This window comes from Psychroflexus sp. ALD_RP9 (assembly GCF_017311165.1).
GTDB lineage: Bacteria > Bacteroidota > Bacteroidia > Flavobacteriales > Flavobacteriaceae > Psychroflexus.
Genome location: NZ_CP062973.1, coordinates 1 through 15,022 on the forward strand (window position 1 = coordinate 1; position 15,022 = coordinate 15,022).

Annotated in this window: 15 protein-coding genes; 13 read left to right on the top strand and 2 right to left on the bottom strand. The window is 34.0% G+C overall.

The features are described 5' to 3' along the window. Genes dnaA through IMZ30_RS00015 form a run of 3 tightly spaced genes read left to right on the top strand, consistent with a single transcriptional unit; the run spans position 1 to position 2,617 of the window. Complete coding sequence (gene dnaA, locus IMZ30_RS00005) at positions 1-1,431, top strand: chromosomal replication initiator protein DnaA (RefSeq protein WP_207038528.1); 1,431 nt, start codon at positions 1-3, stop codon at positions 1,429-1,431. A 9-nt stretch (positions 1,432-1,440) separates the two neighbouring features. Further along, positions 1,441-1,896 carry a low molecular weight protein-tyrosine-phosphatase gene (locus IMZ30_RS00010; RefSeq protein WP_207038529.1) on the top strand — a complete coding sequence of 152 codons (456 nt, stop codon included), beginning with the start codon at positions 1,441-1,443 and terminating at the stop codon, positions 1,894-1,896. Position 1,897: 1 nt separating this feature from the next. Beyond that, entirely contained in the window at positions 1,898-2,617 is a 720-nt protein-coding gene (locus IMZ30_RS00015) for an SAM-dependent methyltransferase (RefSeq protein WP_207038530.1), read from the top strand. Here the strand turns inward: IMZ30_RS00015 and IMZ30_RS00020 are convergent. Then, complete coding sequence (locus IMZ30_RS00020) at positions 2,595-3,005, bottom strand: rhodanese-like domain-containing protein (RefSeq protein WP_242529667.1); 411 nt, start codon at positions 3,003-3,005, stop codon at positions 2,595-2,597. The genes IMZ30_RS00015 and IMZ30_RS00020 overlap by 23 nt on opposite strands. A gap of 87 nt (positions 3,006-3,092) precedes the next feature. Between IMZ30_RS00020 and IMZ30_RS00025 the strand changes: the two genes are divergently transcribed. The 10 genes from IMZ30_RS00025 to trpA all read left to right on the top strand — a co-directional run bounded on the left by IMZ30_RS00025 (position 3,093) and on the right by trpA (position 11,330). Next, a complete protein-coding gene (locus IMZ30_RS00025) occupies positions 3,093-3,551 on the top strand; it encodes a MarR family winged helix-turn-helix transcriptional regulator (RefSeq protein WP_207038531.1) in 459 nt (152 codons plus the stop codon). Further along, positions 3,544-4,176 (top strand): NAD(P)H-dependent oxidoreductase, encoded by a 633-nt coding sequence (locus IMZ30_RS00030; RefSeq protein WP_207038532.1) that lies wholly within the window; start codon positions 3,544-3,546, stop codon positions 4,174-4,176. Before IMZ30_RS00025 ends, IMZ30_RS00030 begins: the two co-directional genes overlap by 8 nt. Positions 4,177-4,198: 22 nt before the next feature. After that, positions 4,199-4,771 carry a YceI family protein gene (locus IMZ30_RS00035; protein ID WP_207038533.1) on the top strand — a complete coding sequence of 191 codons (573 nt, stop codon included), beginning with the start codon at positions 4,199-4,201 and terminating at the stop codon, positions 4,769-4,771. Between the two features lie 191 nt (positions 4,772-4,962). Further along, the gene (locus IMZ30_RS00040; protein ID WP_207038534.1) at positions 4,963-6,351 is read left to right on the top strand and encodes an anthranilate synthase component I family protein; all 1,389 of its coding nucleotides are present in this window, start codon (positions 4,963-4,965) and stop codon (positions 6,349-6,351) included. A gap of 3 nt (positions 6,352-6,354) precedes the next feature. Beyond that, positions 6,355-6,927, top strand: a complete 573-nt coding sequence (locus IMZ30_RS00045; RefSeq protein ID WP_207038535.1) for an anthranilate synthase component II — start codon at positions 6,355-6,357, stop codon at positions 6,925-6,927. 10 nt (positions 6,928-6,937) lie between these two features. Further along, positions 6,938-7,930 carry an anthranilate phosphoribosyltransferase gene (gene trpD / locus IMZ30_RS00050; protein WP_207038536.1) on the top strand — a complete coding sequence of 331 codons (993 nt, stop codon included), beginning with the start codon at positions 6,938-6,940 and terminating at the stop codon, positions 7,928-7,930. Continuing rightward, positions 7,930-8,724 (top strand): indole-3-glycerol phosphate synthase TrpC, encoded by a 795-nt coding sequence (gene trpC, locus IMZ30_RS00055; RefSeq protein WP_207038537.1) that lies wholly within the window; start codon positions 7,930-7,932, stop codon positions 8,722-8,724. Before trpD ends, trpC begins: the two co-directional genes overlap by 1 nt. Next, a complete protein-coding gene (locus tag IMZ30_RS00060; RefSeq protein WP_207038538.1) occupies positions 8,721-9,380 on the top strand; it encodes a phosphoribosylanthranilate isomerase in 660 nt (219 codons plus the stop codon). Before trpC ends, IMZ30_RS00060 begins: the two co-directional genes overlap by 4 nt. Next, positions 9,361-10,560 (top strand): tryptophan synthase subunit beta, encoded by a 1,200-nt coding sequence (gene trpB / locus IMZ30_RS00065; protein WP_207038539.1) that lies wholly within the window; start codon positions 9,361-9,363, stop codon positions 10,558-10,560. Before IMZ30_RS00060 ends, trpB begins: the two co-directional genes overlap by 20 nt. After that, positions 10,560-11,330 (top strand): tryptophan synthase subunit alpha, encoded by a 771-nt coding sequence (trpA, locus tag IMZ30_RS00070; RefSeq protein WP_207038540.1) that lies wholly within the window; start codon positions 10,560-10,562, stop codon positions 11,328-11,330. The genes trpB and trpA overlap by 1 nt, the downstream gene beginning before the upstream one ends. Positions 11,331-11,412: 82 nt before the next feature. Here trpA and IMZ30_RS00075 read toward each other — a convergent pair whose 3' ends face one another. After that, positions 11,413-14,865: a pyruvate carboxylase gene (locus IMZ30_RS00075; protein ID WP_207038541.1), complete on the bottom strand. Its 3,453-nt coding sequence runs from the start codon at positions 14,863-14,865 to the stop codon at positions 11,413-11,415. Positions 14,866-15,022: the final 157 nt, after the last annotated feature.

Consider the following 15,022-nt stretch of genomic DNA (forward strand, 5'->3'; position numbering starts at 1 on the left):
ATGCCTAAAACCGCTGGTTCAGTATGGAAAAATTGTCTTGACTTTATACGAGACAATATCTCTAATCAAGCTTATAAAACTTGGTTTGAACCTATAGAGGCTGTTAAATTAGCAGATAATTCATTAAGTATTAGTGTACCATCAAAGTTTTTTTACGAATGGCTTGAAGAACACTATGTCGATTTATTAAAATCTGCGCTTACCAAAGAGATTGGTCGTGGTGCTCGCTTGATTTATGTCATACGCATGGAAAATACACCCGATAAACAAAAAGCGTATACTGAAAAAATACCGAGTTCACAACGGTCTCATGTGGCTTCACAATCAGTTGAAATTGCCACCAAACAAAAAAATCCTGAGCTTAAAAACCCATTTATTATACCAGGCATACGTAATCTTAAAATAGATTCTCAACTTAATTCTAATTACGGATTTGAAAGTTTTGTTGAAGGAGACTCTAACCGTTTAGCACGTTCTGCTAGTATGGCGGTTGCCAATAAACCTGGAGGCACTTCATTTAACCCATTATTAATTTTTGGTGGTGTTGGTTTAGGAAAAACACACCTTGCCCATGCTATTGGTTTAGACGTTAAAGAAAAATATCCAGATAAAACTGTCTTATATATTTCGGCTGAAAAATTTACACAACAACATATTGAATCTGTTAGAAAAAATAATCGCAATGACTTTATTCATTTTTACCAGATTATTGATGTATTAATTGTTGACGATATTCAGTTGCTATCTGGCAAGAAAGGTACGCAAGATGTATTTTTTCATATTTTTAATCACTTACATCAAAATGGAAAGCAAGTAATTTTAACTAGTGACAAAGCGCCTGTTGACATGCAAGAAATTGAGCAACGTCTCTTGTCGCGTTTTAAATGGGGACTTTCGGCAGAATTACTTCAACCTGATCTTGAAACCCGTTTATCTATTATTCAAAATAAATTGTATCGTGATGGTGTTGATATGCCAGAAGATGTAATTAACTACCTAGCCGAAAATATTCAAAGTAATATTAGAGAATTAGAAGGTGCTTTAATATCACTCATAGCCCATTCTTCCTTTAGCCGTTCAGATGTAAGTATCGAATTAGCTGAACAAGTGGTTAAAAACTATGTAAAGAAGTCTAAAAAACAAATATCTATAGACCACATTCAAAAAGTTGTAAGTGACTATTTTCAACTTGATGTAGAAGTATTGCAGTCTAAAACCAGAAAACGTAACATTGTTCAAGCTAGACAGTTAGCTATGTTTTTTTCTAAAAAGATGACAAATAATTCTTTAACTGCCATAGGCAAACAAATAGGTAAACGTGATCACGCGACAGTCTTACACGCATGTAAAACAGTTGATAATTTACAATTAACCAACAAACAATTTAAACGTTTTGTTGAAGATATAGATAAAAAACTTAAACAATCTTAATTATAAACTATGGCCACTAAAGTCTTAATGGTCTGTTTAGGTAACATTTGCCGTTCACCCTTAGCTGAAGGTATTTTAAAATCAAAAGTTGATCCAAAGGCTGTGATTGTTGACTCTGCAGGAACTTCAGCTTATCATCAAGGAGAATCACCAGACCAACGCTCAATAGATATAGCGAAATTAAATTCAATCGACATAACCGACCAACAAAGTCGTCCGTTTTTAAAATCAGATTTTGAAGAATTTGATTATATTTATGTGATGGATGCTTCAAATTATAAAAATGTTTGTAAGCTCACCAACAAACCTGAATATCTTGAAAAAGTTAAAATGATTATGAACGAACGATTTGAAGGTTTAGATGTTGAAGTTCCTGATCCTTACCACGATAGCATTAATGGCTTTAAAAATGTTTATGAAATGCTTGATGAAGCTTGTACGGTAATCGCCGATAAACTCAATTGATATGAAAGATACAAAGCAACTCGGTCAACTTTACTTAATACCTAATCGACTTGGTGAGCAACCACCGTTGGAAGTTATGCCGCTTTCTATAAAAAAAATCATAGAAAAAGTAGATCATTACATCGTTGAAAACGAAAAAGTTGCACGTCAATTCATCAAGAAAATGGTATCTACCAAATCACAGGACAAGCTTATGATTAAAACCTTGAATAAGTTTACCTCTGAACTTGAAATCCCTACTTATTTAGATGTTTGCCAAGAAGGTTTTGATGTAGGCTTAATATCTGACGCTGGCTGCCCTGGAGTTGCAGATCCAGGTGCTGAAATTGTTCAACTAGCTCACCAAAAAGGGATAAAAGTAGTTCCTCTCGTGGGACCTTCATCTATTTTATTAAGCCTTATGGCTAGTGGCCTAAGTGGTCAAAGTTTTACTTTTCACGGCTATTTGCCTATCGATAAAAACGAAAAGAAGCGTATTTTAAAAAAATTAGAAGCTAAAAGCCGGCAGGATAATCAAACACAATTATTTATTGAAACACCTTACCGTAACAATCAGCTTATTGAAGATATTTTAAAAACCTTGCATCCTAATACACATTTATGCATTGCTGTAAACATTACTACTAGCGATGAATACATTAAAACAAAAACAGTTCAGGAATGGAAAACTGAACATTTTGATTTTCACAAACAACCAGCTATCTTTTTAATTCAGGCTTAATTATAGAATCTATAGAAATGCCTGAATGTTTCCATTTAGACAAACCACCTTTAAGATCAAAAATTTTCACAAAACCAGAATCTTTTAAAATTTCTACACATTTTTTACTTAATCCACCAGTTTTACAATAAACAGCTACTGGCTTAGATTTATCGAGTTTCATGATTTTTTTTGAGAATTCAGCATCATAAACTAAATTTTGCGCGCCTTTTAAATGTAAATCTTGAAATGCCTCAACAGAACGAACATCTATGAGTTGAACATCTTCAAGTTGATTTAATCGTTGATACTCATCAGGCGTAATAAGCTGAACATCAGTATTTTTTTGACATGATGTCATCTGTAATAGCACAAAGATTAGAATAAAAAAAGGGCGTAATAGTTTCATAATACAATAGTATAAATTTTTAACAAACTTTTAAACTAATCAAGCAAAAAATGATTTTACATTTGTACCAACAATTGTTGTAGTTACATGGATGTTGAAAACCACATTAAAAGTAATCAAACTTTAAAGCTTCACAAAAAGGCTTTAATTAACTTATTAATTACATCTCAATACGTTAGTGATCGCATCAATGCTATTCTAAAAACATTTGATTTAACTACGCCACAATTTAATGTTTTACGAATTCTGAAAGGACAAAAAGGCCGTCCTGCAAACTTATCTACAATTCAAGATCGTATGATTAGTAAAATGAGTAATACAACAAGAATCGTAGATAAATTAATTGAAAAAGAATTGGTTTCTAGACAAACCTGTAAAGATAATCGTCGAAAAATCGAAATTTTCATTACGGAAAATGGTCATCAACTTTTAGATCAAGTGAATCCGCATTTTGAAAAAGAAGAACTCTTAATTACATCGCAACTAAGCGAAAAAGAGCTAATAGAATTAAATAATCACCTAAATAAAATAAGAACAAATGAATAAATTAATAGATGATTTAAATTGGCGTTACGCCACAAAATCTTTTGATTCTAGTAAATCAATAGATGATGAAACATTAAACACCTTAAAAGAAGCGGTTAGATTAACGGCCTCTTCTTATGGTCTTCAACCTTATGAAGTATTTATAATACAGGATAAGGATTTACGTCTAAAGTTAAAATCAGCTTCATTTAATCAATCACAAATTACCGATTCAGATTATCTTGTAGTTTTTGCAGTTAATACCGTTATTGATGAAGCTTACCTTGATCGATACATCAAAAACATTGCAGAAACCCGCGAAATAAATGTTGAAGATTTAAGCGGTATGCGTGATGCTATTGCTGGCACAGTGCTTCAATTTCCTCAAGACCAAAAATTAAATTGGGCAAAGAAACAAGCTTATATTGGTTTGGGTAACTTATTGGCGAGTGCTGCAAGATTACGTATAGATGCTTGCCCTATGGAAGGTTTTGATAATAAACAATATGATGAAATATTAAATTTAGAAGCCAAAAATTTAACTTCTGCGGTAATCGCAACTATTGGCTACCGTTCAGAAGACGATTCGCTACAAAATGCTAAAAAAGTGCGAAAATCAAACGAAGAATTTTTTAATCACTTATAATTGTAAATAAAAACAAATAACTATGAAAACAATGTTTAAAGGCTTATCAGCCATCGTAATGTTAATCGCTTTAGTAAGCTTTACTAATGCAATTGAAAAGAAAAAAATTAATGTCGAAGACAGTAAAATCGAGTGGATTGGCGAAAAATTAACTGGCTCCCACATGGGAACAATCAACCTGAAAGAAGGTCACTTTGTTATGGAAGGTGGTGAATTGACAGGAGGCGAATTTATCGCTGACATGAATACCATTAATGTAACTGACTTATCAGGTGATGGTAAGAAAAAATTAGAAGGGCATTTAAACTCAGATGATTTTTTTGGTGTAAACCAATATCCTACAGCTAAATTTGTAATTAACAATGTAGCTAAAAAAGGTAAAGGCTCTTACGGAATTTCAGGTACCATGACCATTAAAGGAACTTCAAATCCTATTGCTTTCGATTTAAAAATGGATGGTGAGCAAGCTTACACTGAAATTGTTATTGACCGTACAAAATATGACATTAAATATGGTTCAGGCAGCTTTTTCGACAATCTAGGTGACAAAACGATTTATGATGAGTTTACCTTAAAAATTAATTTAAAATATTAATTTGTTTAATTGCTTAGTTAAAACAACAGTTATATATTTGCCGAACAATGAAGCATTTTGTATTAAATAATTGGTGGTGGTTTAATTTACGTCAAGAGTCGTGAATCACATTCCCATTGTTTAAACTATATAACTAAAACAAAAAGGCTTGTCTCACGACAAGCCTTTTTTTATGCCAAAAAACAAGCTAAATGAAACTAAACACAAGTTACAAAACCATTCTTTCAGACACGATTACACCTGTAAGTGTTTACTTAAAATTACGTGATCAATTTCCGAATGCATTATTACTTGAAAGCAGTGATTATCATGCCAACGACAATTCATTTTCTTATATCTGTTGTAATCCTATAGCTAGTTTTAAAGTCGAAAATGAAATAATTACAACTGAAATCAATCATCAAGCCTCGACAACTGAAATTTCAAAAAAAGAAGATGTCATCACAAAGCTTCAACATTTTATCAATCAGTTTTCAGTTGAAGACCAGGATTTTAACTTCATCACTAATGGCTTATTTGGTTATACAGCTTACGATGCCGTACGCTATTTTGAAAATGTAAACATCAAGAAAAGAGCTGAAAATTTTAGTATTCCTGATATTTATTATGCTGTTTACCAAACTGTTATTGCGATTAATCATTTCAATAACACCGCTTATATTTTTAATCATTCGGCAGACGGTAGCAATTATATAAGTGAAATTGAACATATCATTTCAGCTCAAACGCATGCAACATTCAATTTCAATTGTGTCGATAAACCCAAAAGTAATCTTACAGATGAGGACTATAAAAAAATGGTCAGCCAAGCAAAAGCGCACTGCCAACGTGGTGATGTTTTTCAATTAGTACTATCAAGACGATTTCAACAAAAATTTAATGGAGACGAATTTAATGTCTATCGTGCTTTACGAAGTGTAAATCCAAGTCCTTATTTATTCTATTTCGACTATGGCGATTTTAAAATTTTTGGTAGTTCACCAGAAGCGCAATTGGTTGTGCAAAATAATAAAGCTGAAATTCATCCAATCGCAGGAACATTTAAACGAACTGGAAACGATCAAAATGATGCCGATTCAGCTTTAAAATTAAGTAAAGACCCTAAAGAAAATGCTGAACATGTGATGTTAGTTGACTTGGCAAGAAATGACTTAAGTCGAAATGGTAGTAATGTTAAGGTAGAAACCTATAAAGAAATTCAGTATTTTTCACATGTTATACATCTAGTGAGCAAAGTCACAGCGCAGCTCAAAGCCAATAGTTCAAGCATACAAGTTGCTGCCGATACATTTCCTGCGGGAACTTTGTCTGGTGCACCTAAGCCGAAAGCCCTTGAACTTATTGAGAAATACGAAAACCTTAATCGAAATACATATGGCGGTGCGATTGGTGTCATCGATTTTAAAGGAAATTATAATCATGCTATTATAATCAGATCGTTTTTAAGTAAGAACCACGAGTTATTTTATCAAGCTGGTGCTGGTATTGTTGCCGATTCTACACCCGAAAATGAACTACAAGAAGTCTTTAATAAATTAGGCGCTTTAAACAAAGCCTTAAAATTTGCTGAAACCCTGTAAAATATGAAAAAACAACGCATTTTAGTCATCGATAATTACGACTCTTTCGTTTATAACCTAGTGCATTATTTAGAAGAATATGATGTAGAAGTTGATACTTTTAGAAACGACCAGATTGAATTATCCCAAATAGAGACATACGATAAGCTATTACTTTCACCTGGGCCAGGAATTCCAGATGAAGCTGGAAAACTAAAAGAAATTATTAAAACCTATACTGAAACTAAACCAATGCTGGGTGTTTGTTTGGGTTTGCAAGCCATAGTTGAAGTTTTTGGTGGTAAACTTCAAAATCTCGAACAAGTTTTTCATGGTATTGCAACACCTGCAAAATTAGTAGCTGAAGACAAACGATTGTTTGAAGGTATCTCTAAAGAATTTGATATTGGCCGTTATCATTCATGGGTTTCAATTCCTCAGGTTCCTGAATGTTTAGAGGTAACAGCGGTAGATCATCAAAATCATATCATGGCTATTAAACACAAAACCTTGCCTATCAGTGCAGTGCAATTTCATCCAGAATCCGTTTTAACTCCAAAAGGTAAACAAATGATTAAAAACTGGGTTAATTCTTAAACAAATATTTATGAAATCAATCTTAAATCGACTTATAAGGCACGAAACTATTACAAAGCAGGAAGCAAAAGCAGCCTTGATGCAAATTTCAAATCATGAGGTAAATGAAGCTCAAATCGCTGCTTTTCTGACTGTTTTTATGATGCGTAATATCACTATCGATGAGCTTGATGGCTTTAGAGAAGCTTTAATAGAATTATGTATTCCTGTCAATTTAAAAGCTTATAATCCAATCGATTTGTGTGGCACTGGCGGCGATGGTAAAAACACTTTTAATATTTCTACAAGTGCTTCATTTTTAACAGCTGCTTGTGGTGTTAATGTAGCTAAACACGGAAATTACGGTGTATCTTCAGTAAGTGGCAGCTCAAATGTTTTAGAAGCTGTTGGTATAAAATTTACTAATAATGCAGAACATCTTGAGCGTCAAATTAATGAAACAGGCATTTGTATTCTTCATGCACCATTATTTCATCCAGCTATGAAAGCCGTTGCTCCTATTCGTAAGTCATTAGCGGTCAAAACCTTTTTTAATATGCTTGGCCCTATGGTAAATCCCGTGCAACCTCAACATCAATTAGTTGGTGTATTCAATCTCGAACTAATGCGACTTTACGCTTATTTATATCAAAAAACCGTTAAAAAGTATAGTATTTTACACGACTTAAATGGCTATGACGAAGTTTCACTCACTGGCAAAACAAGACATATAAGTCGAAATGAAGACCAGAATTTAACACCAGAAGATTTTAATTGCTCAAGTATTAAAGCTGATGAAATATATGGCGGTAAAAGCATTTCAGAATCAGCTGAAATCTTTACATCCATTTTAAAAGGAAAAGGCACCAAAGAGCAACATCAAGTGGTCGCGGCAAATGCTGCTCTCGCCATTAGCTTGGTTAAAAACATAAGTCGTAAACAAGCTTTTGAAATCGCTTATGAAAACTTGCTTCAAGGCAAAGCTTATGAAGTTTTACAACAACTAAAAACACTTTCGAACTAATGGATATTTTAACTAAAATAGTACATCATAAACGCGCAGAAGTTAAATCGAAAGCACAACTAATTAGCTTATCTGATTTAAAAAAACTCAATCTTTACAAACGTGATCCAGTTAGTTTGAGTCAACTACTCAAACAGAATGAAAATTTGCCAATTATAGCCGAATTTAAACGCCGTTCACCTAGCAAGTCGATTATTAACCAATCGATGAGTGTTAATGATGTAGCAAATGCCTATCAAAACTCAAAATTTACAGGCATGTCAGTTTTAACTGATCAGCATTTTTTTGGCGGTAGTTTAGAAGACTTACTTCAGGCAAGAGTACATTTTAAACAGGCCATTTTACGAAAAGATTTTACGATTAAAAGTTACCAAATTCACGAAGCCAAAGCCTTTGGTGCTGATGTAATTTTACTAATCGCTGCGGTTTTAGACTTAAATCATTTAAAAGAATTTACTGAAATTGCGCAAGACTTAGGTCTAGAAGTTTTAGTTGAAGTCCACTCACAAAACGACTTAGATAAAGCCTTACAAGTTAACGCAGAACTTATCGGTATTAATAATCGAAATTTAAAAACCTTTGAAGTTGATCTTGAACACAGCTTAAAGCTTGCTGAACAATTACCAAAACATCAAATTAGAATTTCTGAGAGCGGAATTTCAAAACCTGAGACCATTAATAGTCTTAAAACCAAAGGATTTAATGGGTTTTTAATTGGTGAGCAATTTATGAAGGCTCAACCTGAAGATTTCTTAACACAACTTCATCAATTTACTAAAAAAATCAAGTCATGAATACGCATTTAATTACTAAAGTTTGCGGACTCAGCCATGCTGAAAATATGCTTAAAGTAGATAAACTTGATGTAAATTTCATCGGACTTATATTCTATCCGAAATCACCTCGCTTTGTAACAACAAAAAGTTTACCTCCAACAGAAGCAAAAAAAGTTGGTGTGTTTGTAAACACTAGCATTAATGAAATTTTAAGCCATATTAAATCTTATAATTTAAGTGCTGTGCAATTACATGGACAAGAATCAATCGAGTTAATTTCAAATTTACGCCAAGCTATTTTAAACGATCCACAACTTAGTTTTATAGAAATATGGAAAGCCATTCCCATTAAAAATAAATCAGATTTTAAGCAATGTGCAGCCTATGAGCATCATGTAGATAAGTTTGTTTTTGATACAAAAACGAATGTTTTAGGTGGAAGCGGCATACAGTTTAATTGGTCTAACTTAGAGGCTTACAATTTATCAACTAATTTTCTGCTTTCGGGAGGAATTTCAGCTGAAGACGCCGATAAAATTTGTCAAATTCAACATTCTAAACTCATTGGTGTCGATTTAAATTCAAAATTTGAAATTCAACCTGGTTTAAAAGACATCAAAAAATTATCAATATTTACTTCACAACTCAAAGCTTATGAAAACTCAATCGTATAATGAACCTAATTCACTTGGGTTTTATGGAAACTTTGGTGGCGCATTTATACCCGAAATGCTATATCCAAATATTCAAGAATTAAAAGAGGCTTACACCAGCATTTTAGCAAGTGACGACTTTAAGAAAGATTTTAATAAGCTATTACGCGATTATGTTGGTAGACCAACACCTTTGTATTTTGCTGAACGCTTAAGCGAGCGTTACCAAACTAAAATCTATCTCAAACGAGAAGATTTATGCCATACGGGAGCTCATAAAATAAACAATACTGTAGGGCAAATATTAATGGCAAAACGCTTGGGTAAAAAACGTATCATCGCCGAAACCGGAGCTGGGCAACATGGCGTAGCTACGGCGACAGTTTGCGCCCTAATGGGAATAGAGTGTGTGGTTTATATGGGCGCAATAGATATTAAACGCCAAGCCCCAAATGTGTCTCGTATGAAGATGCTTGGTGCAACTGTTAAACCGGCAACATCAGGAAGCCAAACACTTAAAGACGCTACAAATGAAGCGATAAGAGATTGGATCAATAACCCAACCGATACCCATTACATCATTGGCTCAGTGGTTGGCCCTCATCCTTACCCTGATTTAGTGGCCAAGTTACAAGCAGTAATTTCTGAAGAAGTTGAAGAACAATTGTTCGAAAAAGAAGGTACAAAAGTTCCTAATCATGTCATTGCTTGTGTTGGTGGTGGTAGTAATGCCGCTGGCATTTATTACCAATTTTTAAATAACCCTAAAGTAAACATTATTGCCGTTGAAGCTGAAGGCAAAGGTGTTTTAACTCGTGAAAGTGCCGCTACAACTCGATTGGGTAGATCAGGAATAATCCACGGCAGTAAAACATTGTTAATGCAAAATAAAGATGGGCAAATCACCGAACCTTACTCAATTTCAGCAGGCTTAGATTATCCTGGTATTGGCCCTATGCATGCACATTTATTTGAAAGTAAACGTGCTGAATTTATAAGTATTACCGATCAAGATGCTATGAAAGCTGGCTTAGAGTTAAGCCAAACTGAAGGGATTATTCCCGCGATTGAAACAGCTCATGCTTTTGCTATATTTAAAGAACGTCCATTTAATAAAGATGAAATTCTTGTGTTTAATTGTTCTGGACGTGGTGATAAAGATTTACAAACCTATACTGATTACTTTAAACTTATTGACTAATGCAAAATAGAATTCATCAACGCTTACAACAACCTGAAAAAATAGTCTCTATATATTTCACAGCAGGTTATCCTAAACGTGACGACACCTTAGAAGTTATTAAAGAATTGGTAAACAGTGGTGTTGATATGATTGAGGTTGGCTTGCCATACAGTGATCCTCTAGCAGACGGACCAACGATTCAACAGAGTTCTACCCAAGCTTTAAAAAATGGAATGAGCTCTCAACTTTTGTTTGAGCAATTAAAAGATTTGAGGCAGATAACATCCGTTCCTGTTATTGTAATGGGCTATTTTAATGCGATGTTGCAATATGGTGTTAAAACCTTTTGTGAATCTTGCGAAAAATGTGGTATTGATGGCATAATTATGCCTGATTTACCAATTGATATTTACGAAGCAGAATACCAAAGTATATTTAAACAACATCAACTCAGTTTTATAAGCCTTATTACGCCTCAAACCTCTGACCAACGTATAAAACAAATTGATGATGCAAGTGATAGCTTTATTTATATGGTAAGTTCAGCGAGTACTACTGGAAGCCAAGCTGGTTTTGGCCAACCTGAACTTGATTATTTTAAACGTATTCATGACTTGAAGCTTAAGAATAAACTTATTGTTGGATTTGGAATTAAAGATCAAGCAAGTTTTGCACAAGCCGCCAAATATACTAGTGGTTGCATTATTGGTAGTGCTTATATTAAACATATCACCGAACATGGTATAAAGCAAAGCAAGCCGTTTATAAAGTCACTAAAAGAACAATAGTTTAGTTAGCTATTGATGTTGATTGTAAAAGCCTCTAGTTTTATAAAAACATAGAGGCTTTTTATTAGTAATAAAATCCTGCTTAACTTAGTTTCAGTACTAAATCATCGGCATAAACCATTTTACCAGCTTCAATTAAAACCGCATCAACTTGGCCATTAATATTAGCGGTTACAGTTGTTTCCATTTTCATCGCTTCAATAATAAACAAAGGCTGATTTTTTTTAACCTCATCACCTTCTTTAACCAAAACCTGACTTAAAGAACCTTGTAAAGGCGCACCTATTTGGTGAGGATCAGACTTATCTACTTTTTGATGAGAAACAGACTCAACTGCAATACTTTCATCTTTTACTAAAATATTTCTTGTTTGACCATTAACCTTAAAAAAGACGGTTACTAAACCTTCAGCATCAGGCTCACTAATAGAAAGTAGGGTAATTAATAAAGTTTTACCACGATCTAATTCTACAACAATTTCTTCACCTAAATCCATACCATAAAAGAAATTCTTAGTCGGTAGGTTGGTTACGTTTCCATATTTTAAATGCGCATCATAAGCCTCGCTAAATACCTTTGGATATAACTTGTAGGATAAAAAATCTGTAAAATCGAGTTCTCTATCTAAATCGCTCGAAAATTCAGATTTAAACTCGGCAAATTCTTTATCAAAGTCTATTGGTTGTAAGTGGGCATTGGGCCGATCTGTGTATGGCATTTCTCCTTTTAATATAATATCTTGTATATCTTTAGGGAAACCGCCAACTGGCTGACCCAAATCACCTTTAAAGAAACTCACTACTGACTGTGGAAACGAAATAGTTTCGCCTTTTTCAAGTATATCAGCAATAGTATAGTTGTTACTAACCATAAATTGCGCCATGTCTCCCACCACCTTAGAACTTGGTGTTACTTTGATAATGTCGCCAAACAATTGATTGACTTGCGCGTACATATCGGTAATTTCATGAAAACGATCGGCCAAGCCTAAAGATTCTGCTTGTGGTTTTAAGTTAGAATACTGTCCACCAGGTATTTCATGTTTATATACTTCTCCACTACCCGACTTTAAACCAGATTCAAATGGGTAATAATAAGTACGAACTTGCTCCCAATAAATAGAATAATCATTTAATTGTTCAGCATCAAAATAATTGGCACGTTTGTGATGTTTTAATACATTATTCACCGAGTTGAAGTTAGGCTGAGAGGTTAAACCTGAGAGACCTCCTAAAGCAACATCAATTACATCTACACCTGCATCAACCGCATTTAAGTAGGTTGAAGCTTGCATAGCTGAGGTATCATGTGTATGTAAGTGAATTGGAATGGATACCTGTGTCTTTAAGGATGAAATTAATTCGGTTGCAGCTAAAGGTGTTAATAATCCCGCCATATCTTTAATAGCTAAAATATGTGCCCCAGCATTTTCTATATCTTTAGCTAGCTGAAGGTAATATTTTAAAGTATATTTAGTCCTGCTTTTATCAAGAATATCACCTGTATAACACATAGAAGCTTCAGCTAAACCATTGGTGTTTTTTCTGACATGTTCTATACATGGCGCAATAGATTGCATCCAGTTTTGAGAGTCAAAAATCCTGAAAATATCTACTCCATTTTCCCAAGCTTCAGCGACAAAACGTTCAATCAAGTTGTCAGGATAAGCCGTATAACCAACCGCATTAGAACCTCTTAATAACATTTGTAATAAAATGTTAGGCATCGTCTCTCTAATTTGTCTTAAACGATCCCAAGGGTTTTCTTTTAAAAACCGCATACAGACATCAAAAGTAGCGCCACCCCAAACCTCTGCACTAAATAATTGCGGAAAGCTTTTAGCATAAGCTTCGGTTACTTTAAGCATATCATAAGTTCGCATACGAGTTGCCAGCAAACTTTGGTGTGCATCCCGTAAAGTTGTATCAGTAAAGTGAATCTTAGATTCATTTTTTAACCAGTTCGCAAAATCGTCTGGTCCCAACTCTGTTAACAAGTCTTTTGTACCTTTAGCATAATCCAAAGATTTATCAAATGATGGTATTTCAGGTTTTAAAAATTTAGGATTACTACGACTGTTTTTAATGTCAGGGTTACCATTAACAGTAATATCGCCAAGATACTGAACTAATTTTGTAGCGCGATTACGTGGTTTTTTGATGTTAAATAAATGTGGATGATCTTTTATGTAATTAACCGTAATTTTACCATTTCTAAAGTTATCGTCTTTAAGAAGATTGTCTAAAAAGCCCATATTGGTTTTTACGCCACGAACACGAAACTCAGCTAATGCACGGCGCATTTTCTTACAAGCATCATCTAATGTTCGGCTACTAGCTGAAACTTTTACTAGCATAGAATCGAAAAAAGGTGAAATCTTTACACCTTGATAAACGCTTCCTGCATCTAAACGAATACCAAAACCAGAAGCACTTCTATAAGTTGAAATAATCCCGTAATCAGGTTTGAAATCGTTTTCAGGATCTTCAGTGGTAATTCTACATTGTACAGCATAACCATAAGTAGAGACTTGAGACTGACTGCCTAAATTAATTTCAGGTGCTGAAAGTTGATAGCCAGATGCGATATAAATTTGTGTTTTTATTAAATCAACTCCAGTAACCTCTTCGGTTACTGTGTGCTCTACTTGCACACGTGGATTAACTTCAATAAAAAAAATGTTTTCTTCAGCATCAACTAAAAATTCTACAGTACCGATATTGTTATAATTAACTGCACTGCAAATTTTAATGGCATAGTTGTACAAAGCTTGTTTGGTTGTATCGCTTAAACCTAAAGATGGTGCAAACTCAATAACCTTTTGGTAGCGGCGTTGTACAGAACAATCACGCTCAAATAAATGCACTATATTACCATCGTTATCGGCTACAATTTGAATTTCGATATGTTTGGGATTTTCAACATATCGTTCTAAAAAAACTGTTTCGTCTCCAAAGGCATTTTTAGCCTCACGCCGTGATTCGCTGTAAGCTTTTTTTAGTTGTTCTTGGTTACGAATTACGCGCATACCACGGCCACCACCGCCAGAAGCAGCTTTTAACATTAATGGATAACCTATACGCTCGGCTTCACTTAAAGCAATTTCAAGGGAATTAAGTGGATCTTGATTGCTTTGTATAACTGGAACATTAGATTTTATAGCAACGGTTTTAGCGGTTACTTTATCGCCTAAAGATTTAAGCACAGAAACTTTTGGCCCGATAAAAATAATGCCGTGGTCTTTACAAGCTTTTGCAAAATGGGCGTTTTCAGAAAGAAATCCATAACCAGGATGTATGGCATCGACACCGTTTTGTTTTGCTACCCTTATAATTTCATTTATATTTAGGTATGGCTTTAACGGGTCTTTATCTTCGCCAATTTGGTAAGATTCATCTGCTTTATAACGATGTAGTGAATAGCGGTCTTCATAGGTATAAATACCAACTGTTCGCAAACCGATTTCTGTACAAGCTCTAAAAATTCTAATAGCAATTTCTCCTCGGTTAGCAACGAGAACTTTTTTAATGTTCATGGTCTAAAAGTGTTTGTTGTGTCTATTAAAAAGCTGTTAATGGCTATGAAAGTAGATGATTTTATGTAGTTTTGCAAATTATAAAGCTAATCTGTATTGTTTATAGATTACTAGTTTAGCGTTAAGGATTGATGCGGCATCCTTTTTGTGCTTTAAT

Excerpts from the sequence above, each read along its gene's own strand:
- dnaA (WP_207038528.1), top strand. The coding sequence starts at position 1 with ATGCCTAAAACCGCTGGTTCAGTATGGAAAAATTGTCTTGACTTTATA.
- IMZ30_RS00010 (WP_207038529.1), top strand. The coding sequence starts at position 1,441 with ATGGCCACTAAAGTCTTAATGGTCTGTTTAGGTAACATTTGCCGTTCA.
- IMZ30_RS00015 (WP_207038530.1), top strand. The coding sequence starts at position 1,898 with ATGAAAGATACAAAGCAACTCGGTCAACTTTACTTAATACCTAATCGA.
- IMZ30_RS00020 (WP_242529667.1), bottom strand. The coding sequence starts at position 3,005 with ATGAAACTATTACGCCCTTTTTTTATTCTAATCTTTGTGCTATTACAG.
- IMZ30_RS00025 (WP_207038531.1), top strand. The coding sequence starts at position 3,093 with ATGGATGTTGAAAACCACATTAAAAGTAATCAAACTTTAAAGCTTCAC.
- IMZ30_RS00030 (WP_207038532.1), top strand. The coding sequence starts at position 3,544 with ATGAATAAATTAATAGATGATTTAAATTGGCGTTACGCCACAAAATCT.
- IMZ30_RS00035 (WP_207038533.1), top strand. The coding sequence starts at position 4,199 with ATGAAAACAATGTTTAAAGGCTTATCAGCCATCGTAATGTTAATCGCT.
- IMZ30_RS00040 (WP_207038534.1), top strand. The coding sequence starts at position 4,963 with ATGAAACTAAACACAAGTTACAAAACCATTCTTTCAGACACGATTACA.
- IMZ30_RS00045 (WP_207038535.1), top strand. The coding sequence starts at position 6,355 with ATGAAAAAACAACGCATTTTAGTCATCGATAATTACGACTCTTTCGTT.
- trpD (WP_207038536.1), top strand. The coding sequence starts at position 6,938 with ATGAAATCAATCTTAAATCGACTTATAAGGCACGAAACTATTACAAAG.
- trpC (WP_207038537.1), top strand. The coding sequence starts at position 7,930 with ATGGATATTTTAACTAAAATAGTACATCATAAACGCGCAGAAGTTAAA.
- IMZ30_RS00060 (WP_207038538.1), top strand. The coding sequence starts at position 8,721 with ATGAATACGCATTTAATTACTAAAGTTTGCGGACTCAGCCATGCTGAA.
- trpB (WP_207038539.1), top strand. The coding sequence starts at position 9,361 with ATGAAAACTCAATCGTATAATGAACCTAATTCACTTGGGTTTTATGGA.
- trpA (WP_207038540.1), top strand. The coding sequence starts at position 10,560 with ATGCAAAATAGAATTCATCAACGCTTACAACAACCTGAAAAAATAGTC.
- IMZ30_RS00075 (WP_207038541.1), bottom strand. The coding sequence starts at position 14,865 with ATGAACATTAAAAAAGTTCTCGTTGCTAACCGAGGAGAAATTGCTATT.